This window comes from Streptomyces sp. NPDC104307 (assembly GCF_055584045.1).
The window spans coordinates 421328-442611 of the sequence record NZ_JBVJMU010000001.1 but is presented as its reverse complement, the minus strand read 5'-3'; the positions used below and the strand labels follow the sequence as shown (position 1 = coordinate 442611).

Here is a 21284-nt window from a genome sequence, read left to right as displayed (position 1 = left end):
AAGGACCTCTGCCATGGCGGGAGTCGACGCGGACGCGGTCCGGCGGATGACCGGAACCCTGTTCATCGAGCGCGGAATCCGCAGTCCCGGCTCGACCCGGTTCTGGGGCCTGCTCGTGCTGGCCGCCGTCATCGCGAGTGCCGGCGTGGTCGGGGACTCGACCGCCACCGTGATCGGCGCGATGATCGTCGCCCCGCTGATGACACCGATCCTCGGCTGCGCCCTGGCCCTCGTTCTGGCGCGCCGCCGCCAGGTGACACGCTGCCTGCTGCTCGTGATCGGTGGCGCCGTCGCGGTCGTCGCGATCGGTCTGCTGCTCGGCTGGATCGTCACCCCGCCCGACGCCTACGCCTCCAACAGCCAGGTCTCCTCCCGCATCAGCCCCCGACTCATCGACCTGCTCGCCGCGCTGGCCACCGGCACCGTCGGCGCGTTCGCCCTCGTGCGCGCCGACATCTCCGACACGCTGCCCGGTGTGGCGATCGCCATCTCGCTCGTACCGCCGCTCGCCGTCACCGGACTGCTGCTCACCGTGCACCGCTACCACGATGCCGGGCAGTCGGCGCTGCTGTTCGCCACCAACGTGGCCGCGATCGTCGCCACCGGGACCGTGGTCTTCCTGATCTACGGGGTCCGGGCGGGAGCCGAGAGGGCGGACATGCGGGTGGGGGAGTTCCGGGGCAGAACGCTCGCCGCGGTGGTCTGCGTGGTCGTGCTCGTCGCGGCCCCGCTCACCGCGGGCACCGTCACCGTCGCCCGGGACCGCTCGCTGGCCGCCGACGCCCGGCCGGTCGCGGAGAAGTGGGCCGCCACCGGGAAATGGCAGATCGCGTCCGTCGAGGCCCGCAACGGCATCGTCGTGATCGGCGTACTCGGGCTCCCCCCACAGCCCGCGCCGACCGCGCTGCGCGCCGCTCTCGACGAGCACGGCATGCGCGATGCCGACCTCGAACTCCACCTGGTCGGCGGGCGCACTCAGTGGTGCCCCGCCGACGCGGACACCTGCACGGTACGAGAGAGCGGGCGCAGCTGACGCCTTCCCGGGGGCCCGGGGCCGGTGCGGGCGGGCCGGTGCGACCGGGAGACCGACGTGGATCAGTCTCTAACCCCGCGGGACGTCCTTGACGAACACGATCCCGTCGATCCGCTCCAGGTGGGCCGGGTCCAGCGGTGAGTAGCCGTAGTACGGGGAGACCCGGTGGGCGGGCCGGGTGTCCCCGAGGGAGGCGGCCAGTTCCGCCGCGCCGACGACGCAGCGGTCCTCCGGCAGCGCGTACAGGAGCCCCTCGACACTGTCCGGCGGCGGGGAGTCCACGCCCTGGTGCCGGATCGTGCCGAGGACCGTGGCGAGGAAGGCGTACCCCTCGCCCAGGCGGGCGCTCACGAGTGCGCCGGCGCTCCACCACTCCAGCGGCCGGCCGGCCATCCGCGTCGTGCTCCTGTCCCGCTGGAGGTGCCCGTTGTGGGCGTTGACCAGTGCCGGACCCTGCTCGGCGAGGGCGAGCAGGTTGGCGGCCATCATCGAGTCCCGCAGGCCCATCAGCCAGGAGAGGCGGCTCGGTGACGCGTCGGCCATCCAGAAGTGGTACCGGAGCAGCCCGACGGCGGTGCGCCCGTACAGGCGCGCCCGGTGCCAGCCCTCCCGCGAGTCCGACGCGATCAGCTGCGGTGTCCGGGCATCGAGCAGCGCCACGAGATCGTCGGTGAGCAGCCGCAGCCGTGCGGCCTCCTCCGACCGCCCGAACGACCGGGCCGGGTCCATCATCGCGGCGGGCTCGGTCCACCGGTCGTCCGGGCCGAGCAGCCGGTCGAGCGTCTTCGCGGTGCAGGGGAGCAGGTCTGTGGCCACGTGGGAGGAGAGGTGGCCGTGGAGGGCGATGAGGGCCTGCCGGGGGCTCGCGGCGCCGGTGATCTCCAACGGCCCGTCGAAACCGGCGAAGCGGACCTGTTCGGACGCGGGCCGGCCCTCGTTGTGTGCCCGCATCCACCGTACGAGGTCGCGGTTGCCCGCGAAGGCGCCCCACTCATGGCTGAATCCGTGCTCCATGACCTCGTCGAGCGTGCCCGTGCCCGAGGTGACGTAGTCGTCCACGAGCAGGCCCATCAGGCAGTCGCTCTCGATCGCGATCGTGCGGTATCCCTCCTGCTCGACCAGTTGGCGGAAGAGCTCGTTGCGGGTGTCCAGCACCGTGCCCGCGCCGTGGGTGGGCTCGCCCAGAGCGAGCAGCCGAGGCCGGCCCGGGAGCAGCTTCATGACGGCGGAGGCCTCTACGGCCTGTGTGATGTCCCTGATGCCAGTAGCCATGCCTTCAACGCTATCGTTGAACCAACGGTGGAAACTTTTGCGCACAACCAGCAGCAAATGCAGAGGGAGTTGGATGAGCAGTGGGGAAAAACCCTCAAAGCGGTGAGCGGCTCAGGCCGGTTGATCTGGCGCGTGGGCACGGTCTGTCCACCCAGGCGGTGCGGAACTACGAGGAGGCCGGCATCCTTCCACCGGCCGGCCGCGCCCCCAACGGCTACCGCACCTATACGCCGCTGCACGCGGTCGCTCTGCGCGCGTTCCTCGCCCTGGTGCCCGGCCACGGCCACCGGACGGCGACGCTGATCATGCGGTCGGTGAACGAGGGCGCGGCCGATCACGCGTTCCACCTCATCGACGAGAGCCACGCCCAGCTCCTCGACGACCGCCGGACCCTCCAGGCCGTGGAGAGCGCCCTCCGCGACCTTGAGCCCGCCCCGGTGTCCGAGCCCGGTGCGGTCACGGGGGCGAAGGGCGGCACGTTCATCGGGCCGCTCGCCGGGAGGCTCGGGATCCGGCCCGCGACGCTGCGGAAATGGGAGGGCGCCGGACTGCTGAGCCCGGACCGCGACCCGCTGACCGGCTACCGCGTCTACGACGAGGCCGACGTGCGGGACGCCCGGCTGGCCCATCAACTGAGGCGGGGCGGATACCTGCTACAGCAGATCGCCCCGCTGATCGCCCAGGTGCGGGCGGCCGGCGGACCGGAGCCGCTGGAGGCCGCACTGGGCGACTGGCGCGCCCGGCTTTCCGCCCGCGGCCGGGCGATGCTGACCGGGGCCACGGAGCTGGACGGATACCTCCGCGAGCGCGGCTGAGATGTGAGCGCGGCTGCGACGTCAGCGCGGCTGAGATGTGAGGGCGACTGGGAGGACGTGAGCGCGACTGGGACATGAGCGCGACTAGGACGTGAGCGCGGCTGAGGCATGAGCGCGGAGTCAGGGGAGCACGGCCTTGTCGCCTCCCTCGCTGTGGCTCGGGCGCGGTACGGCGCCGTTGCCGGGCGGTGGCGGGTAGAACCGCCGGGCCCAGCGCCGGAACGGGCCGATCGGGCCGTCACCGGAGGCCAGCCGGGGCGGCTGCTGGTACTGCTTGTGGTGCCAGATCGGGAAGTCGGCCGCGGTGAACTCACAACTGGACCGGAAGATGATCCGGTCCAGGAGCCGGGCGGCGGTACGGCTGACCGCCCGCGCGAGCGGGGACGGCAGCCGGCCCGGCTCGGCGAAGGCGATGCGGTTCAACTGCCGGAACTGCATCCGGTTGGGTGCGATCGCCGTCGGCATCACCATCGTGCACATCCGCAGCCCGAAGCGCGGCGTGTACACGTCGGCGTGCAGGCAGCCGAGCCCGTATCCGTCCACCTCGACATCTACGGTGAAGGCGCCCACGAGCGGAGCCGTCTCGTGGGCCCGCATGGATACGTGGAACGCGGCGTCGTCATACACCACCGGACCGCCGATCTCGGCCTTGGCCCAGCCGTGCAGAGTGGCGAAGTGCCCGAGGTCCACCGAGTTCTCGATGACCTCCTGGACGTTTCCGGCCAGCTCCCAGGCGGCCGTGCGGGCGGGCCGGTGGCCGATCTCGTGCCAGCGGGGGACCGTCCAGTCCGGGGCGCGGCCGTCGTGGTGGCGCCACACGAAGACGGCGCCGTTGACCTCGTCCACGGGCAGTTGGGTCAGTGGGGAACGTGGCGGCGGCGTGCCGTACCCCGTGCGCACGCACGCGCCGTCGGGGCCGAACGCGAAGAAGTGGAAGGGACACGTGAGCTCGTCCCCCTCGACCTTCGCCAGCCCGAGATGGGCACCGAGGTGCGGACAGTACGGCTGGACGGCCCGCAGTGCCCCGCTGCCCAGCCGGTACAGCACGACGTCCTGGCCCGCCAGCGGCCGGGTCAGGACGGTGCCGGGCCGCAGCTCGTGCGAGAAGGCCAGTGCGGACCAGCCGCTCGGGTAGGGCAGGGCCGGCGCCCCGGCGGTGTCCGCCGGGGTCGGACCCTCGCTGATGGTGCGCCCGTACTCGGGTGACACTTCCAAGACTTCCCCTTCGGCGAATTCCCCTTCACGGTCTTTCGCCGGGAGACTGCCCCGGGCCTCCGCGCGATTCCCTCGACACGACGCACGCCACCCGAACGGGATGTGGTGGGTGACGAGTTGACGACGGGGGTGGACGGGGGAGCAGGGGGTGCCTCAGGGACGGCGGCGAGCAGCCGCTCCGAGCCCGTGTTCCGCGTTCTCGGTGAGCGTGATCCCCGCTCCTGTGGGACGAATGGAGTGCCCTACCCGGAGGCGGGCCGTGTGCCGTCGGAGCCGGGGGCGGCCGAGGGCATCAGGTGACGAGGCCGCCATGCATCGGTGCCGGTCGCCCGGGTACCCGCAACGGGTGGGACGCCTACTGGAGGAAGTGAGCACACCGTGAACGACGTTCATTCGAATGGCCGGGGGAACAGCGTGGACCCGATACCCCGCGACCCGCCCGATCAGCAGGCCAGGGCCGACGAGGACCCCCTGGACGTGGTCGGCGGCAAGAAGCGGCGTACGGGCGATGACCGGCCGGATCCGGGGATCCCCGACACGGACGAGGCGGGCACCGGCCGACGCGGCGCTTCGCAGGACGGCCATCGGCCCCATCCGGAGCACCCCGTGCCCGACGAACCGTCCGGCTGACCCGGTCCCGGTAAGGGGGGCGCGGGCCCGGTGCGGGCGGCCCGGCCCGGTACCGCTCTCCTCAGACCTGGCCGAGGTCCGAGGAGAGCCAGTGCTGCGGCCGCAGGTGGATGACCACCTGCTCGCCGTGCTCCTTCCAGGCGAAGTCGACGTAACCCTCGACCTTCTCCGCGGCGAGGTAGCGCGACGCCATCTCCACCAGGTGTTCGCGGGTGGCCGGGACGGTCGAGACGACGGGGCCTTCGACCGAGACGTACCGGACGGTCGGTGAGACGCGTTCGACCATCAGGCAGAACCGGCCCGCCGCCGCGATCGCCTTCCCCTTGCGGGAGTTGAGCCCTGTCATGATCCAGACGTCGCCGCCCGGCAGGTACTGGTACCAGATCGGGACCGTCAGCGGGGACCGGTCCCGCTCGATCGCGTTCACGGCCAGCGCCGCGACGTGCGGCTCCGTCAGGAACTGCTCGCGCTCTTCACGGGTCAAAGCCACGGGGACTCCTTCGTGGTGGGTGTCGTGAGCTCCTCGTGCTGAATTATGCAACGTCGGTACCGTCTCGTCCTGGGCACCGCGGCGTGGGCGTCAGGGGGTCAGGACGATGCGCTGGCCGGGGGCGGTCGGGGTGTTCCACGCCTCCTCGACCTGGCTGAGCGGGATGAGCAGCGGGTCCACGGCGAGTTCTCCGGAGACGATCCGCTCGGCCAGGGACGGCAGCTCGGCGACGATTCCCGCGGTGGTCACCGACCCCTGGCCGCTGCCCATGAGGTTCAGGTTCGCCGCGCGGAGCAGGGACGAGGGCAGGTTGATGTTCTGGCCGGCCATGGAGCCGATCTGGATCCAGGTCAGCGCCTTCGCGCGGTCGGCGCGGGCCATCAGCATCGCGGGCATGGCCTGCTGGGTGATGTGGCCCCACAGGTAGTCGATGACGACGTCGACGTCTGCGGCCGCCTGGCCGAGCCGCTCGGTCACGGTCTCCTCGTCGCCGGTCAGGCTCACCGTCTCGTCGGCTCCGATGCCCTCCAGCAGCCTGAGCCGTTCCGGTGAGCGGCCCGCGCCGATCACCCGGCCGGCCCCGAGGTGCCGGGCGATCTGGACGGCGAGCTGTCCGGCGTTGCCCGTGGCGCCCAGGACCAGGACGGAGCTGCCTGGCCGCAACGAGATGCGGGAGCGCAGCGCCACCCAGGAGGACATGCCGGGGTTCATCGCCGCGGCCACGTCGGCCGGGTCCGTGCCGGACGGCAGCGCGATGGCCCGGCGGCGGTCGACCACCGCCTGCTCCGCCATGGTGCCCGGAGCCGTGTCCGAGGCGACGAAGTAGAGCAGTTCGCCCTCCTGGGTCCGGCCGACCGCGTCGAATCCGGGGATCAGGGGGAGTGTGCCGTCGGAGGTGTAGTGGCTGCCGTTCGCGGCCGAGCGGACCCGGGGGTGCAGACCGGCGGCCAGGACATCTACCAGGACCTCGTGGTCCCCGGAGGCGCTGGGGGTCGGGAAGCTCTCGAACCGGGGCGGCGAGCCGAAGGACCGTACTACTGCGGCGTGCATGGGGTTCTCCCGTTCCGCTGTGGCTGCCGCGACCATTTGGTTTGCGGCACGTACTAAATTCGAAAATAGTTTGTATCGCGTACTACGTCAAATAGGCTGGCCCCATGACCCTTGAATCCGACCCGTCCGGCCTTGCCGCCGAGGGGCCCCCGAACACGGTGGACGCGCTGGTGCAGCTGTCCTTCCTGATCCACCGCATCGTCTCCGCCGCCGGTGCCGAGCACGACCTGTCGGTCATCCAGATCAGGCTGCTCGGCATCCTGCGTGACCGGCAGGCGGGCATGGTCGAACTCGGACGCCACCTCGGCCTGGACAAGTCCTCGATGACCGGACTGGTCGGCCGCGCGCAGAAGCGCGGCCTGGTCGAGCGCACCCCCTCCCCGTACGACGGCCGCGCCGTCCTCGTCACGCTGACGCCCGACGGCAGGCAGCTCGCCGGGCGGTGCGCGGACGAGATCGGACGCCGGGTGAACGCGCTCACCGACGAACTGCCCGCCGCCGGGCGCGCCCGGCTCACCGAGCTCGCCGCATCACTCCTGGCGCAGGCGGGCGGGTCCGGCACCTCCGAGCGGACACGCTGAGAAGGGTTACGAAACCACGGGGGCGGCCGCGCGGGGGGAGGTACCCTCGTCGCATGGACGACCAGCGCCTCGCCAACCTCGCGCACCTGCGCCGGGCGCGGGATCTCGTCGACCGGGAGTACGCGCGACCGCTCGACGTGGCGGCGATGGCGAGCCGCGCGCTGATGTCACCGGGGCACTTCTCCCGGGCCTTCCGGGAGGCCTACGGCGAGACGCCGTACAGCTACCTCATGACCCGCCGGGTCGAGCGGGCGATGGCGCTGCTGCGCGCGGGCGTGAGTGTGACCGACGCGTGCATGACGGTCGGCTGTACCTCCCTCGGCTCGTTCAGCTCACGGTTTACGGAACTGGTGGGCATGACGCCGAGCGCGTACCGGGCCGGGGATCACAGCGCCGTGACGGCGCTGCCCGCCTGTCTGGCCAGGGCGCACACCCGGCCGGTCCGGGACCAGCCGGCCAGGATCGGTGAGGCGCCGGCCTGACGCGCGCGGCTGCCGGGGCTGCGTCGACAGCGCCTACTCGACGGCCGGGAGTTCGCCCGAAGCGGACCCGGCGGACCCGGCGGCCCCGGCCGCCGACGCCAGCATGGCGATCAGCCCCCGCACCTGCTCCCTGGGGTCGGCGGCGCCGGACCATCCCGTCATCAGCAGATGATGGGTGGTTCCGACCGCGGCGAGCGCGACCGCCGACGTGTCGGCGCCCGACGCGACGCGGCCCAGGCGCTGTTCGGCGTCCAGGTAACGGGTGATCGACTCCTGGACCGCGGAGAAGCCGGGCGCCCCCGACTCCAGTGCCCGGCGCAGCCGCAGGGAGGCGGCGGGGCGGGTCATGGCGAGGCCGGCGATCGTCGGACCGGCGGAGTCCAGCAGTGCGAGCGCGACACCGCAGAGGTTCCCGGCCACGGTGCCCGCGCCCGCTCGTCCGGCGAGTTCCTCGGCCGACCGTGCGGTGTGCGCGAACCTGTCGAGCACCAGATCCGCGACGAACTCGTCCAGCCCGGCGAAATGGGCGTGCAGTACGCCCTTGGCGCAGCCCGCCTCCGCGGTGATCGCCCTGCTGGTCAGGGCACCCGGCCCCTCGCGGGCCAGCACGCGTTCCGCAGCGGCGAACAACCGCTCCCGAACGTCCGGCATCGCTACTCCACGCGGCGACATGGGGCTCCTCCCGATTCTCGGTTCGTGATTCCAGGGTTGCCAGTATGGGCGCGCGCCCATACCTTGATGGGCACACGCCCATCATAAGTCCGGCGTTCCCGCACCCAGCAGGAGGCACCCGATGTCAGACTTCGCCAACATCGCCAACAGCGAGCAGGCGCAGGCATGGAACGGCTACGAAGGCGCCTACTGGGCGCGCAATCAGGACCGCTGGAACGCGGTGAACGGGGGCTTCGACGAACCGCTGCTCACCGCCGCCGCGATAGGCGAGCGGGACCGGGTGCTCGATGTCGGCTGCGGAGCCGGAAAGACGGCACGGCTCGCCGCGGAGCGAGCGCCGCGCGGGAAGGTGCTGGGGGTCGACCTGTCGCTCCCCATGCTGGAGCGCGCCCGGCTGACGGCGGCGCAGGAGGGCGTCGGCAACGCGACGTTCGACCACGCGGACGCCCAGGTCCACCCCTTCGAACCCGCCGCCTTCGACGTGGCGGTCAGCCGGTTCGGGGTGATGTTCTTCGGTGACCCCGTCGAGGCCTTCGCCAACATCGGCCGCGCCCTGCGCCCCGGCGGCCGCCTGGCGTTCATCTGCGCGGCGGAGGCCGGGGGCAACGAGTGGATCACGGCCATGGCCGCGCTGCGCGACCACCTCCCCTTCGGGGAGTTCGGGACGTCGGGCGGTCCGGGCATGTTCTCCCTTGCCGATCCGGACCGCGTCCGCACCGTGCTGTCCGCCGCCGGGTTCGTGGACATCGGCGTCGCGGGTGTGGAGGCGTACGGGGACTGGGGGCGCGACGCAGGGGACGCGGCGGACTTCCTGCTGGACAGCGGACCCGGACGCCATCTGACCGATCAGGTGGACCAGGCGACGCGCGACCGCGCCCGCGAGGCTCTGGCGAACCGGCTGCGCGACCACGAGGAGCGCGGCGCCGTCCGGCTGCGCGGCACCGCTTGGCTGGTCACCGCGGACCGCCCGGCGTGACGGCGCCCTGTGTGATCATGCCCGGCCCGTGCCTGAGACGTGCCTCGCTTGCGGCCGGGAGCCGGGGGCGGCAGGGTTCGGGGGTGTGGCCACTTTGCTGATCGTCCATCACACCCCCTCGCCGAACTGCCAGGCGCTGTTCGAAGCCGTCGTCTCCGGTGCGACGACGGAGGGGATCGAAGGCGTCCGGGTCGTGCGACGGGCGGCGCTCGCCGCCACGGCGTCCGATGTGCTCGATGCCGACGGGCTGCTGCTCGGGACCCCGGCCAACCTCGGCTACATGTCCGGCGCCCTCAAGCACTTCTTCGACCAGGTCTATTACCCCTGCCTGGACGCGACGCGCGGCCGCCCCTTCGGGTACTACGTGCACGGCGGCAACGACGTCACCGGAGCCGTCCGTGCCATCGACTCGATCACCACGGGCCTGGGATGGCGCCGGGCGGCGGACCCCGTGACGGTGACCGGAGAGCCGGGCAAGGCCGATACCGAGGCGTGCTGGGAGCTGGGAGCGACGCTCGCGAGCGGCCTGATGGACTGACTCCGGCGCCGCCCGCACGATGGCGGGGGCCGGCGGCATCTTCCCGGCCGGCCAGATCCAGTCCGCGAGCCAGACATCGGGCGGCGGCAATCTGCTGATGAACGTCATCGACACGTGGTCGTCGACTCCCTCTCGCGCCGGAGCCAGAAGGCGGCGGGACGGGCCTGAGGGGGCACTGCTTCCCGCCGGTCACCGAGACGTCATCGGCTGCGGATCCTGGCCAGCAGCCGCCGGAGGAAGGGGATCCGGTCGCTGTCGGCGGGCAGACGCGCGAGGCAGGCGTCCAGCTCCTCGACCTGCCCGAGCCGCAGTCTGCCCGCGCCCTCCTTGTCGACGACGGCCGCGATCGCGTGGAAGCCCCAGTACTGGCTGAACGCGAGCTGCTCGTCGCCCAGAACCGCCTGCGTCAGTCCGTCCAGGTAGTCCCCGTCGGGCCGGGCGTACAGCCGGGCGTAGCCGGCCAGCCGGGTGCCCGGGTCTGTGGACCGCAGGGCGGCCGGAATGTCGAAGCCGTCCAGCCGCCTGGTCGCCGTCACCAGATCGGCGAAGATCTGCTCCATGCGGGCCGTCCGTGCGGCGCTGCTCGGTGCGTGCGCGCGCAGACCGGTGTACTCACTCGCCAGGTGCTCGACGGCCCCGGCGGCTTCCCCGGACCCGTCGCCGGAGGTGTCCGGGGCCCCGCTGTCCTCGCCGCTCCTCGTCACGAAGGCGACGCGCGCGGTGCGGGTCGCGTCGTCCGCCGCACGGCCGGCCTGCGCCGATTGCTCCTCGGCCGCCTCCACCCGGTCGGCGAGTTGCCGGTACTGGAACCTCGCTCCACCGGGCAGCTCGATGCTGTCGAAGATGCTGCCGAGCCACGGCACCACGGCCACGACGAGGAGCACCGCGGTGACTCCGTCGATCTTGAGGTCCGGTTTGACCATGTGCACGACCGCAGCCGCGATCGCCGTGCCGGTGAGGATCGCGGCGATCACGTCCCGCCTGCGCCCGCGCCGTTGGCCCGGCCGCTCTCCGGGTTCCGTATCCGCTGATCTGTCCGCCATACGGGTCACCCTCGCAGACCCCGCTCGGCTCGCGCGAGGCAACCCGGACAACTTCCGGTGTCCCGGCATGTCCGCCCGTGCCGGTACGCCTACAGGGTCACGACCGTCGTCTCGGTCGCCTTGACGCTCGTCCACACCGGGACACCGTCGGCGAGGCCGAGTTCGGCCGCGGCCTGGGGGGTGATCTCCGCGACGAGATCCGGTGCCTGCGGTGAGGTGATGAGCACGCGCAGCCGGCTGCCGCTGGTGGTGATCTCCCGGACGGTGCCCGCCCAGATGTTGCGCGGGCTGCCGCCGGGCTCGGTGCGGTGCACGGAGACCGCTTCGGGTGCGATGACCGCCAGTGCCGAGGTACCGGCCGGCAGCGGGTCCGCGATGACCAGGAGGCCGCCGTCGTGGAGCCGGAGCCCCTCGGCGGTCGCGGTGCCCGGCCAGGCGTTGCGGCCGAGCATGCGGGCGACCCAGGGGGAGTGCGGGTGCCGGGTGACCTCGCCGGGCGGGGCGTCCTGGAGGACGTGGCCGTCCTCCAGGACGAGGACCCGGTCCGCGAGGGAGACGGCCTCCACCGGGTCGTGGGTGACGATCAGGCAGACGCCGCCGAAGCCGCCGAGATGGGTACGCAGGGTGTGCCGGACATGTGCCCGGGTGGTCTGGTCGAGCGCGGCCAGCGGCTCGTCGAGCAGCAGCAGCCGGGGCCGGGTGGCGAGCGCCCTGGCCAGGGCGATGCGCTGGGCCTGTCCGCCGGAGACCTGGGACGGCTTACGGGCGGTCAGATGTCCCACGCCGAGCCGGTCGAGCCACTCCTGGGCGCGGCGGCGGGCCTCGGCGCGCGGCACGCCCTGGGCACGCAGCCCGTAGGCGGTGTTCGCGACTGCGCTGAGGTGCGGGAACAGCGCGCCGTCCTGCGGCACCCAGGCGACGCCGCGGCGGTGCGTGGGCAGGGCGCTGACGTCCAGCTCCCCGAGCCGCAGCGCGGCGTGGGCGCGCGGGGTGAGCCCGAGCAGGGCGCGCAGCAGGGTCGTCTTGCCCGCCCCGTTGGGTCCGACGACAGCGATGGTGGTCCCGGCACCGGCGTCGAGCGTGAGCTGGTTGAAGCCGGTGACCTCGGCGTGCAGCGGCCAGCTGTCCCCGGCCTCGGCTTCGGCGTCGGCTTCGACGTGGACCGGCGGGGCCGGCCGAACGTCCTGTGACGGGACGGAGGCCGGCTCCTCGGCCGGTCCGCGCGGACCTGCGGTCGCCGCGCTCGGGGTCCCGGTCCACCGCCCGCGCAGCCCGAGGAGAACGAGCATGGCGATCGCGAGCAGGAGCAGCGAGACCGAGGTGGCGGCCTCCGGATTGTCCTGGAGGAGCAGGTAGACCTGGAGCGGCAGCGTCTGGGTGGTCCCGGGAAGGTTCCCGGCGAAGGTGATGGTGGCGCCGAACTCACCGAGTGCCCGCGCCCAGGTGAGTGCGGCCCCGGCGGCGAGGCCGGGGGCGACCATGGGCAGGGTGACGGTGAAGAACACCCGTACCGGCGAGGCCCCGAGGGAGGACGCCGTCTCCTCGTAGCGGGGACGCAGCCCGCCGAGCGCCCCTTCGAGGCTGATGACGAGGAACGGCATCGCGACGAAGGTCGCCGCCAGGACGGCGCCCGAGGTGTGGAAGGGCAGCGTGATGCCGAACGTGTCCTCCAGCCACGGCCCGAGCAGCCCGCGCCGGCCGAAGGCGAGCAGCAGGGCCACACCGCCCACCGTGGGCGGCAGCACCATCGGCAGGAGTACGAGCGAACGGACGAAGGTCTTGCCGGGGAAATCGGTACGGGCCAGCAGCCAGGCCAGCGGCACCCCGAGCACGAGCGAGAGCCCGAGTGCCCAGAACGAGACGAGCAGCGACAGTTTCAGCGCCTGGGTGGTCTCCGGGCTGGTCAGATGGGTGCCCAGCTCGCCCCAGGAGGTGCGGGCGAGAATCCCGATCAGCGGCAGCAACAGGAAGGCGATGGCCAGCAGCGCGGGGACCGCCAGGGCGATCGGTGCGCGAGGGCCGGCGGCGCGGCTGTGAATGCGTCTCATCGAAGTCCCTGAAGCTGGAAGTCCCTGAAGCAGTAAACACCGTGCGGGCGGCCGGACCGGGGCCCGGCCGCCCGCACGGGGCGGTCACCGGTTACGGCTGCTGGAAGCCCGCGTCGGTAAGGATCTTCAGGGCCTCCGGGGTGGAGAGCCACTTCACGAACGCGTCCGCGGCTTCGCTGTTCTTCGTGGTCTTGAGCGTCGCGGCCGGGTACGAGGCGACGGCGTTCTGGGCATCGGGGATGTCGATGGCCTCGACCTTGTCGGTGGCCGTCGCGGCGTCCGTCTTGTAGACGAGACCCGCGTCCGCCTCACCCAGCTCGACCTTGCTGAGGACGGCGCGGACGTTGGGCTCCTGGGAGACCGGCTTCACGGTGATCTTCTGGGCGTCCAGGATCTGCTTGCTGTAGCGGCCCACCGGCACCTCTGCGGCGGCGAGCACCACCTTGAGCTTGGTGTCGGAGAGGTCCTTCAGGTTGTCGATCTTCTCCGGGTTGCCCTTGCCGGTGGCGATCACCAGGCGGTTCTTCGCGATGACGGCCGGCGTGCCGGTGTCGGACTTGAGGCCGTCCATCGTCTTGGTGTCCGCGGTGACCAGGGCGTCGGCGGGCGCGCCCTGCTTGACCTGGGCGGCGAGTTCCTGCGAACCGGCGAAGGAGAACTTCACCTTGGTGCCGGGGTGCTCCTTCTCGTACGCCGCACCGGCCGTCTTGAAGACGTCGGTGAGGGACGAGGCGGCCAGCACCGTCAGATCCGCCTTCGGGACTCCGGTGGCGGAGGCGCTCGCGTCGGCGCCCGAGTCCTTCTTGTCGTTGTCGCTGCCGCAGGCTGCCAGCGGAACGAGGAGAGCCGCCGTGAGGATCGCGGCTGCGGTACGGCGTCTGGTGAAGGCGAGGGACATGAGGGTCGGGACTCCTTGGGAACGCGGTCGGCCGGTGCCGTCCGAGCGGATGGTGGTGAGCCGCGCCGGGGACGGGCGACGCCGCTTGGTGGAGCTGTGGAGCTGTGGAGCTGTGGAGCTGTGGGGCTTGTGGGGTCGTGGGCTCAGCTGCGGTCGGTGTGCACGCCGGGCGACGCACAGCGGGTGGTGGTCACCCGGGTTGCGGGATCGCCCAAGGCGGGGGACTGCATGTGCCACACAGTAGGTGTTTTCGGCTCGCATTTACAACGCGTAATGCGATGCTCCATAGCAGATGCGGTGCCGTTCGGAGGAAACTCCGAAGTGGCTGCCGCAGGGCGGCCCGCCAAGGTGGCGGCAGGCGGACGCGCCCGTCATACGGGGACCGGCCACGCCCCTACCCACACACGCGTGATGGCGCTGATGTAGCGCGCGCCGCACCGGTCGGCGGGCACCACCAGCTGGCTTCCCACCGCGTCCAGCCCCCGGCCGTCCATGCTGGTGGCCAGGAGGACCGGGACATCGCCGAATTCGGCGTCCACCTCCGCCCAGGACAGCACCGTGTGGTGGCCGTCCCCGCCGGTGACCGCCAGCAGATAGCGGGACCGGTCCTTGCGCCTGCGCGCGTCGAACACCGGGTGGGCGTCGAGCACCACCTCGCGGAGCAGCGGGCCCTCGAAGCGGTGGTGCTGCGGTCCGTTGGTGGCGCAGTCGAAGACCACCTCCGCCCGGTGCTGCTCCCAGCCGCCGCGCAGGTCGGCCACGGTCAGCGTGGCCGGGCATTCGACGTCCCCACGCAGGGTGAAGGGCGTGAACAGCGTGGCGGGAGTGCGGGGTTGCGCACTGAGTCTGCTCATGGGGATCCCCAAATCGGACGGCCCGCAGGGCGGCTGTCAGAAGGTATGCCCAGCAGTCGCCCCGCGAAATCGCGCGTACGAGGCGATGTCCGCCAAAAGCCTGGCGTTTGTGAACCAGCGCCAGCGATATCAAGCGTTTCTGCCGCATTCCAGGATCACTGACCGCCCGGTGCGCCGGACCGGCACCGGGCCTGTTCGTCCAGGGCCAGCCAGACGCGGTCCCTGGTCAGGGGCAGTTCGGTGAACCGGACCCCGGTGGCGTCCCGCAGCGCGTTCGCGAACGCAGGCGCGACCGGGTTGAACGGGCTCTCGCTCATCGACTTCGCCCCCAGCGGGCCGATCGAGTCCTCGGTCTCCATGAAGTGGACCTCCGTGCGGGGGATGTCCGCGTACTGCGGCAGCCGGTACTGGCGGAACGCGGCGGTGGTGACCTTGCCCCGCTCGTCCAGCCGGACGTTCTCGAAGAGCGTGGCTCCCAGCGCCTGGGCGATGCCGCCCTCGACCTGCCCCCGGCACTGCATCGGGTTCATGACCCTGCCCGCGTCCGCCGCGTGCACGCTGCGCAGGATCCTGATCTCACCGGTTCCCGGGTCGACGGCGAGCCTGAACCACTGGGCGTTGAAGGCGACGGAACGGGGCGTCCCGCCGAAGTGGCCGTCCGCCGCGAGCTCCCGGCCGGCCGACTGCGCCGCGGCGTACAGCTCCTTGAGGAGGATGCGGGTGTTCCGGTACTCGACCGCGTCCTCCAGGAGGCGGCACTCGTCGCGGTGCACCTCGAGGTGCTGGGCCGCGAAGGTGAGGAGGGTCTCCGCCAGGGCCTGGGAGGCGCGGAGCGTCGCCTTTCCGGCCACCACGGTCCCGGTCGATCCAAAGGCCCCGGTGTCGTGCTTCACGACATCGGTGTCCGACTGGCGCACGGCGATCCGGTCGACGGTGGTGCCCAGTTCGCCGGCTGCGATCTGCCGGTGAACCGTGGTGGTGCCGTTGCCGAACTCCGCGGTCCCCACGGCCAGATCGAGGGTTCCGTCGGCCAGCAGGCTGATCCGGGCGTCGGCGATGTGCCCGCCGGGCGGCCCCGTCGCGATCATGGAGAGCGCGGACCCTTCCCCCACGAGCCACCCCTCGGGCGCGGTCCCGGCGGGCTCGGCCCGCGCGCCCCGCACGATGCCCAGGCACTGGTCGAGCCCGTAGCTGGCGATATGCAGGTCCTCCTCCTCGCCGCCCGGACTGATCATGGGTTCCCCCGGGCCGATGATGTTGCGTTCCCGGAACTCCAGCGGGTCCATGGAGAGCAGCCGGGCCAGTTCGTCCATGACCGACTCCATGGCGAAGACGACCTGCCCGAGCCCGTAGCCGCGGAACGCGCCCGCGGGCACGGCGTGGGTGTAGACGGCGTAGGCGTCCGCCTTCTTGTGCGGGGCGCGGTAGACGGCCATCGACTCACCGACGCTGTGGAACATCACGGCCGGTCCGTGGTTGCCGTACGCCCCGGTGTTGGACACCACCCGCAGTTGCAGCGCGGTCAGGGTGCCGTCGTCACGGGCCCCTGCCTTGACCCGGACGGTGAACGGGTGCCGGGTAGTGGCCCCGTAGAACTGCTCGGCGCGGGTGTATTCGAGCTTCACCGGACGGTGCAGACGCATCGCGGCGAGTACGACGATGTCCTCGACGATCATCTCCTGCTTGCCGCCGAACCCGCCGCCCACCCGCCCCGCCAGCACCCGCACCTTCGCCAGGGGCAGATCGAACAGGGCGCAGAGCGCCCGCCGGGTCAGGAAAGGGGTCTGGGTGCTGGAGCGCACCACGACGCGCTCCGGCCCCTCCTCCGGCCGCTCGAACCAGGCGACCGCGCCGTGCGTCTCCAGGCTCGCGTGCTGGACCCGCTGGGTACGGAACGTCTCCTCGTACACCACGTCGGCGGCGGCGAACCCCTCCTCGACCGAGCCGATCTCACCGTGCGACTCGCCCACGACGTTGTCGAGCGGCCGGGCGATCCGGGCCTCCGCCGCATCCTTCGCATGCACGACCGGCGCACCCGGCAGCATCGCCTCCTCCGGGTCGAGTACCGCCGGCAGCACCTCGTACGTCACCTCGACGCGCCGGCAGCCCTCCTCGGCCGCCGCCTCACTGTCGGCGACGACCGCCGCCACCCGCTGGCCGACGAAGCGCACGGTGTCGTCCAGCACCCGGGTGTCGTCGGGGTCCTCCGTGGGGTGTTCGTGCCGGGCGGTGGAGTAGTGGCGTTCGGGGGCGTCGTGATGGGTGAGCACCAGCCGCACCCCCGGGACGCGCAGCGCGGCGGATGTGTCGATGCCGGTGATCCGGGCGTGCGCGTGCGGGGAGCGCAACAGCTTCATGTGCAGGAGGCCCGGGACGTCGATGTCGAAGGTGTAGCGGGCGGTCCCGGTCACCACCTGGGGGCCCGCCGGGGCCGGCAGGCTGCGGCCGACCGCCGCGCCCGCGCACGGGGCCTCGACGTGCTTCACGCCGCGCACCGCGTCCTCGATGGCCCGGTACCCGGTGCAGCGGCACAGGTTTCCCTTGAAGGCGCGCGGCAGATCGGTGAGCTGGTCCTCGTCCAACGCCGCCGTGGTCATCAGATACCCGGCGGTGCAGAAACCGCACTGGAAACCCTGCGCGTCCAGGAACCTCCGCTGCACGGGGTGGAGTTCGCCGTCCGTGGCCAGACCCTCCACGGTGGTCACGGAGCGGCCCGCCGCCCGGACGGCCGGGTAGATACAGCTGTGCACCGGCTCCCCGTCGACATGGACGGTGCAGGCCCCGCAGTCACCGGCGTCGCAGCCCTTCTTGACCCCGAACCAGCCGCGTTCGCGCAGATAGGTGCGCAGGCACTGTCCGGGCCGCGGTTCGGTGTCGAAGGGCTGCTCGTTGACATGGATCCCGAAACTCATCGCGTACCTCCCGTGGTCAGCTCGCGCCGGATCTCCTCGGCCAGGCGGAAGGCCATGTGGCGCCGCCAGGCGGGCAGCCCGTGGATGTCGTCGAACCAGTCGGCGTCGTCGATGGCCGCCTCCAACGCGCCGCGAAGGGCCGCCCGGTCCGGTGGCAGCGGGAACCAGAACCGGAAGGGGCGCACGGTCGCCGCGGTGACCGTCACGGCCAGCGAGCCGTCCTGCTCGTCGAGCACCCCGATGACCAGGGCGCCGGACCTGCCCAGTCCGTAGAGCGAGGCCTGCCGGAAGGCGGTGCGCGCGGCCAGCGTCCGGGCCGGCAGGGTGACGGAGCGCAGCAGCTCGCCCTCGCCCAGGTCCTTGCGCCCCGCTCCGGTGACGAAATCGGCCACCCGTACCCGGCGCAGCGAGCCGTCCTGCGCCTGGAGGAGGCACTCGCCGTCGAGGGCCGCGGTGAGGGAGATCATCGGCCCGGCCGGCAGGGCGTTGCAGAGGTTCCCGCCGACGGTGGCCATGTTCCAGATCTTGAAGGAGGCGAGGAACGCCCGGCAGCACTGCTCGAAGAGCGGCGCGGCCCGGACCCGGCTCCGCTTCCCGTGGCGGGACAGCTGGGCGATGGTGCAGGTCGCGGCGAACTCCACGGAACCGTCGTCATGGTGGGTGACCGGCTCCCAGCCCATCCGGCTCAGGTCCACCAGCCGCCGCAGCCGGGGCTGGGGCTCGGAGAACAGATAGGTGCCCCCGCCGAGCCAGGCGTCACCGGGCCGCCAGGGCTCGTGGGAGCGGGCGTCCCGCACGTCCCGCACGGTGTTGAGATCCATGTCGTTCTCCACTCCGGCCGCTGCGTCGTCGGCCACCGAGAAGCTCAGTGAAGCAACGCCGCCGCCCCGCGCACGACTGGTGCACCACACGGAAAAACACCAGCCCCCGGGCCGCGTCCTGGAGGATTCACCAAGAGGTGTATCTCTCGCTTCACCTTGCATTTACGATGGCCGGACTCGCAGTCGCCTCGTGAATGTGAGATGTCGGGGCCCGGACCCGGCAGTCGCGCAAGGAGCCACACCATGCACGTCGAACACCTTCTCCAGCTCGAATCGCTCGGCCTCACCCTGCTGTGGGGCGAAGAGCCCCTGCCGGTCCGGGAGATCAGCGGGGTCACCGCCACCGACCTGGAGGATCCGGCGCGCTTCCTCCAGCAGGGGGAGATCGTGCTCAGCGGACTGGTGTGGTGGCGCCCCGACGACGGGCCCGAGAAGGCCGAGCGGTTCGTAACCGCGCTGCGGACGGCCGGAGCCGTGGCCCTGCTCGCGGGCGAGGAGACGCACGGGACCGTGCCCGGTGTCCTGGTCGACGCCTGCCGGACGCACGGGGTCACCCTCGTCGCCGTCCCCGCGCGCACCAGCTTCCGGGCCATCACCGAAGCGGTCTACCTGCGGCAGTGGGGCGATCTCAGCCGCCGCCCCACGCACCACTACGCGACCCCGGAGAACGTACGCAACGAGCTCAGCGCCCTGCTCGCGGCCGGCGCGCACCCGGACACCCTGCTCGACCGGGCCTTCGCCCACCTGGGCACCCCGCCCGCCTACCTCCTCAGCGCGACCGGGCGCACCCTCGCGCGCACCCCGTCCGCCCCGCCGCTGACCGCGCGACGGGGCGCGGAATGCCTGCACGGGCCCGCCGGGGTCACGCTGCGCGTCGAGTCGGAGGGATCCCCCTACGACGTCTGGCACCTGTACGTCCCCGACACGGCCGGGGCGCCGCCCCGCGTGCTGCACGAGATAGCCGACGTGCTCGCGCAGCACCGGCACCGCGCCGCCCCCGCGGAGAACGCGGCACGCCGCAAGGGCGACGAGCTCGTCTCACTGATCGACGCCCCGGGCACCGACGGGACATCGCTTCGCACCGCGCTCCACGGCTGCGGCCTCTCGGACCGGGGGCCCTATCAGGTCCTCACCGCCCGGCAGGCCCATGAGGACGACGCGAACGCGGCGGCGGACGCCCTGAGCGAGGCCCTGCACCACGACACGGAGCGCCCCTTCGCCGTCGGCAGGCTCACGGAAGGCGCGGCCGTGGCCGTCGTCCAAGGCGAACCGGGGGACAGCCAGGCTTTGTTGCGCGCCCTGTGGCCCGTACTGGACGGCTGCCACCCCGACGCGACGCTCCACGGCGGGCTCGGCGCCCCGGCCGCAGGTCCGGAAGAACTGCACGGCAGCCTCGTACAGGCGCGCTACGCCCTGACGGCGTCCCGCACCACCGCACCCGCAGCGGCCCGACTGACCTCGGTGGACGAACTCACCACCCTGCGCACGCTGCTCGCGGGACTCCCCGGAGAGGTCCGCGAGGTCTTCAGCGCCCGGACCCTGGGCGCGCTGACCGAGGGGGACAATGCCTCGCAGCGCATGATGCTGCACACCCTCGAAGTCTTCCTCGCGCAGAACTGCTCCTGGGCCCGCGCCGCCGAGGCACTTCACCTCCACGTCAACACGGTCCACTACCGGGTCCGGCGTATCGAGCAGCTCACCGGCCGCGATCTGTCGCGCCTCGACCACCGGCTCGACCTGCAGGCCGCACTGATGTGCCGCTGACCGGCGACGAGCCGGGGCCGGGGATCAGCCCCGGCTGCCCGGCCGGTCGATGTGGACGTTCGTCGACTTCACCCGGGCCGTGGCCATGACCCCGACCGCCAGGCCGAGTTCATCGACGGACTCGCGGCTGATCAGGGACACCAGCCGGTGCGGCCCCGACTGGATCTCCACCTGCGCCACCACGTCGTCGGCCGTCACCGCGACGACGATCCCGGCGAACGAGTTCCGTACCGAGGTCAGGACCTCCCCGGGTACCGGATGCAGGCCGGCGGCACGCTCCGTGGCGAAGCACGCGAGGCTGACACCGTCGATCACCCGGTTGCCCGAACCGCCCCGGTCCATCGCGAGCTGGCCACCGTCGGCCCAGCGGCGAACGGTCTCCGGACTCACGGCCAGCAGCTCCGCGGCCTGGCCAATGCTGTACGAGGGCACTGGCGCACTCTAGTGCCTCTCGTCCGGATCAGGCGGGGCTCGCGGGGTCCGGAGCCGTACCGTGCCCGCCGGACGCGCCTGCCCGCAGCCCGTCCATCACGAGGTCCAGCAACCGGGCCGCACGCGGCTGCCAGTCGCCGTGCGGGTCGATCTGCCAGAGCCCGGCTATGGCGAGCAGGAAGTCCTCCGGGGTCAGCCCCGTACGGATGGTGCCGGCCCGCTCGTTGGCGTCCAGCAGGAGCGTGACAGCCGCGGTCACCGGGCCGTGACCCAGCCGGGCCAGGCCGCCCTGCCGGCTGACCGTCGTGCGCAGCGCCTCTGCCAGACCCGCCTTGGCCATGGCGAACTGCGCGAGCCGGTCCATCCACTCGCGCAGGGCCCGGTCGGGATCGTGGGTGCGGAGCAACTGGGCGGCGGAGTCGGCCACCTGCTGCATCTCGTAACGGTAGACCTCCAGGACGAGCGCCTCCCGGTCGGGGAAGTTGCGGTAGAACGTCCCCTGCCCGACGCGGGCCTTCCTGGCGATCACGCTCACCGGAGCGTCCGCGGCCAGGGTCAGCTCGGCCAGCGCGACTTCCAGGATGCGTTCGCGATTGCGCTGCGCGTCCGGACGCAACGGGGCGTTCTTCCCGTCCTGCACAGGTCCTCCTTTCGGGTTCACGGCCACGGCCGCTCTTGATAACCGGACAGCTGTCCACTAGGTTTGATCACTGGCGGACAGCTGTCCACTTAGCCTTACCTTAGCGGCCGTTCAAGCC

At 72.1% G+C, this 21284-nt stretch carries 21 protein-coding genes; 8 read left to right on the top strand and 13 right to left on the bottom strand.

Annotated elements, in window-relative coordinates; genetic code table 11:
* The first annotated feature begins 13 nt into the window (after window positions 1-13).
* The gene (locus ACZ601_RS01685) at window positions 14-1033 is read left to right on the top strand and encodes a DUF389 domain-containing protein (RefSeq protein ID WP_469531962.1); all 1020 of its coding nucleotides are present in this window, start codon (window positions 14-16) and stop codon (window positions 1031-1033) included.
* 69 nt (window positions 1034-1102) lie between these two features.
* On the opposite strand, the gene ACZ601_RS01680 is transcribed toward ACZ601_RS01685, so the two are convergent.
* A complete protein-coding gene (locus ACZ601_RS01680) occupies window positions 1103-2305 on the bottom strand; it encodes an erythromycin esterase family protein (protein WP_469531960.1) in 1203 nt (400 codons plus the stop codon).
* A gap of 80 nt (window positions 2306-2385) precedes the next feature.
* On the opposite strand from ACZ601_RS01680, the gene ACZ601_RS01675 reads away from it, so the two are divergent.
* Entirely contained in the window at window positions 2386-3120 is a 735-nt protein-coding gene (locus tag ACZ601_RS01675; RefSeq protein ID WP_469531958.1) for a TioE family transcriptional regulator, read from the top strand.
* A 120-nt stretch (window positions 3121-3240) separates the two neighbouring features.
* On the opposite strand, the gene ACZ601_RS01670 is transcribed toward ACZ601_RS01675, so the two are convergent.
* Complete coding sequence (locus ACZ601_RS01670; RefSeq protein WP_469531957.1) at window positions 3241-4335, bottom strand: Rieske 2Fe-2S domain-containing protein; 1095 nt, start codon at window positions 4333-4335, stop codon at window positions 3241-3243.
* Window positions 4336-4713: 378 nt separating this feature from the next.
* Here ACZ601_RS01670 and ACZ601_RS01665 point away from each other — a divergent pair, with 378 nt between their 5' ends.
* Complete coding sequence (locus ACZ601_RS01665) at window positions 4714-4965, top strand: hypothetical protein (protein ID WP_469531955.1); 252 nt, start codon at window positions 4714-4716, stop codon at window positions 4963-4965.
* A 61-nt stretch (window positions 4966-5026) separates the two neighbouring features.
* On the opposite strand, the gene ACZ601_RS01660 is transcribed toward ACZ601_RS01665, so the two are convergent.
* Both ACZ601_RS01660 and ACZ601_RS01655 read right to left on the bottom strand, forming a co-directional pair.
* On the bottom strand, window positions 5027-5455 hold the full coding sequence (locus ACZ601_RS01660) for a pyridoxamine 5'-phosphate oxidase family protein (RefSeq protein WP_469531953.1): 429 nt from the start codon (window positions 5453-5455) through the stop codon (window positions 5027-5029).
* A 90-nt stretch (window positions 5456-5545) separates the two neighbouring features.
* Window positions 5546-6505: a quinone oxidoreductase family protein gene (locus ACZ601_RS01655; RefSeq protein ID WP_440576513.1), complete on the bottom strand. Its 960-nt coding sequence runs from the start codon at window positions 6503-6505 to the stop codon at window positions 5546-5548.
* 104 nt (window positions 6506-6609) lie between these two features.
* On the opposite strand from ACZ601_RS01655, the gene ACZ601_RS01650 reads away from it, so the two are divergent.
* The gene (locus ACZ601_RS01650) at window positions 6610-7086 is read left to right on the top strand and encodes a MarR family winged helix-turn-helix transcriptional regulator (protein ID WP_469531951.1); all 477 of its coding nucleotides are present in this window, start codon (window positions 6610-6612) and stop codon (window positions 7084-7086) included.
* Window positions 7087-7139: 53 nt separating this feature from the next.
* On the top strand, window positions 7140-7568 hold the full coding sequence (locus ACZ601_RS01645; RefSeq protein ID WP_440576511.1) for a helix-turn-helix transcriptional regulator: 429 nt from the start codon (window positions 7140-7142) through the stop codon (window positions 7566-7568).
* Between the two features lie 33 nt (window positions 7569-7601).
* Here the strand turns inward: ACZ601_RS01645 and ACZ601_RS01640 are convergent, their stop codons facing one another.
* Entirely contained in the window at window positions 7602-8240 is a 639-nt protein-coding gene (locus ACZ601_RS01640; protein ID WP_469531950.1) for a TetR/AcrR family transcriptional regulator, read from the bottom strand.
* Window positions 8241-8361: 121 nt separating this feature from the next.
* Here ACZ601_RS01640 and ACZ601_RS01635 point away from each other — a divergent pair, with 121 nt between their 5' ends.
* Window positions 8362-9216 (top strand): class I SAM-dependent methyltransferase, encoded by an 855-nt coding sequence (locus ACZ601_RS01635; RefSeq protein ID WP_469531948.1) that lies wholly within the window; start codon window positions 8362-8364, stop codon window positions 9214-9216.
* A gap of 85 nt (window positions 9217-9301) precedes the next feature.
* The gene (locus tag ACZ601_RS01630; protein ID WP_469531946.1) at window positions 9302-9754 is read left to right on the top strand and encodes a flavodoxin family protein; all 453 of its coding nucleotides are present in this window, start codon (window positions 9302-9304) and stop codon (window positions 9752-9754) included.
* A gap of 200 nt (window positions 9755-9954) precedes the next feature.
* On the opposite strand, the gene ACZ601_RS01625 is transcribed toward ACZ601_RS01630, so the two are convergent.
* The 6 genes from ACZ601_RS01625 to ACZ601_RS01600 all read right to left on the bottom strand — a co-directional run bounded on the left by ACZ601_RS01625 (window position 9955) and on the right by ACZ601_RS01600 (window position 18330).
* Complete coding sequence (locus ACZ601_RS01625) at window positions 9955-10797, bottom strand: hypothetical protein (RefSeq protein ID WP_469531945.1); 843 nt, start codon at window positions 10795-10797, stop codon at window positions 9955-9957.
* A gap of 89 nt (window positions 10798-10886) precedes the next feature.
* Window positions 10887-12845, bottom strand: a complete 1959-nt coding sequence (locus tag ACZ601_RS01620; protein ID WP_469531943.1) for an ABC transporter permease — start codon at window positions 12843-12845, stop codon at window positions 10887-10889.
* Window positions 12846-12936: 91 nt separating this feature from the next.
* Window positions 12937-13743: a molybdate ABC transporter substrate-binding protein gene (gene modA / locus ACZ601_RS01615; RefSeq protein ID WP_389210001.1), complete on the bottom strand. Its 807-nt coding sequence runs from the start codon at window positions 13741-13743 to the stop codon at window positions 12937-12939.
* Between the two features lie 371 nt (window positions 13744-14114).
* Window positions 14115-14597, bottom strand: a complete 483-nt coding sequence (locus ACZ601_RS01610; RefSeq protein ID WP_469531941.1) for a molybdopterin-dependent oxidoreductase — start codon at window positions 14595-14597, stop codon at window positions 14115-14117.
* Between the two features lie 155 nt (window positions 14598-14752).
* Window positions 14753-17509 carry a molybdopterin-dependent oxidoreductase gene (locus ACZ601_RS01605; protein WP_469531939.1) on the bottom strand — a complete coding sequence of 919 codons (2757 nt, stop codon included), beginning with the start codon at window positions 17507-17509 and terminating at the stop codon, window positions 14753-14755.
* Complete coding sequence (locus ACZ601_RS01600; RefSeq protein WP_469533783.1) at window positions 17506-18330, bottom strand: FAD binding domain-containing protein; 825 nt, start codon at window positions 18328-18330, stop codon at window positions 17506-17508. The genes ACZ601_RS01605 and ACZ601_RS01600 overlap by 4 nt, the downstream gene beginning before the upstream one ends.
* 243 nt (window positions 18331-18573) lie before the next feature.
* Here ACZ601_RS01600 and ACZ601_RS01595 point away from each other — a divergent pair, with 243 nt between their 5' ends.
* Window positions 18574-20094, top strand: a complete 1521-nt coding sequence (locus tag ACZ601_RS01595) for a PucR family transcriptional regulator (protein WP_469531937.1) — start codon at window positions 18574-18576, stop codon at window positions 20092-20094.
* A 24-nt stretch (window positions 20095-20118) separates the two neighbouring features.
* Here the strand turns inward: ACZ601_RS01595 and ACZ601_RS01590 are convergent, their stop codons facing one another.
* Together ACZ601_RS01590 and ACZ601_RS01585 are read right to left on the bottom strand one after the other, a co-directional pair.
* On the bottom strand, window positions 20119-20526 hold the full coding sequence (locus ACZ601_RS01590; protein ID WP_440578130.1) for a TOBE domain-containing protein: 408 nt from the start codon (window positions 20524-20526) through the stop codon (window positions 20119-20121).
* Window positions 20527-20554: 28 nt separating this feature from the next.
* Window positions 20555-21166, bottom strand: coding sequence for a TetR/AcrR family transcriptional regulator (locus ACZ601_RS01585; RefSeq protein WP_469531936.1), 612 nt, complete (start codon window positions 21164-21166; stop codon window positions 20555-20557).
* Window positions 21167-21284: the final 118 nt, after the last annotated feature.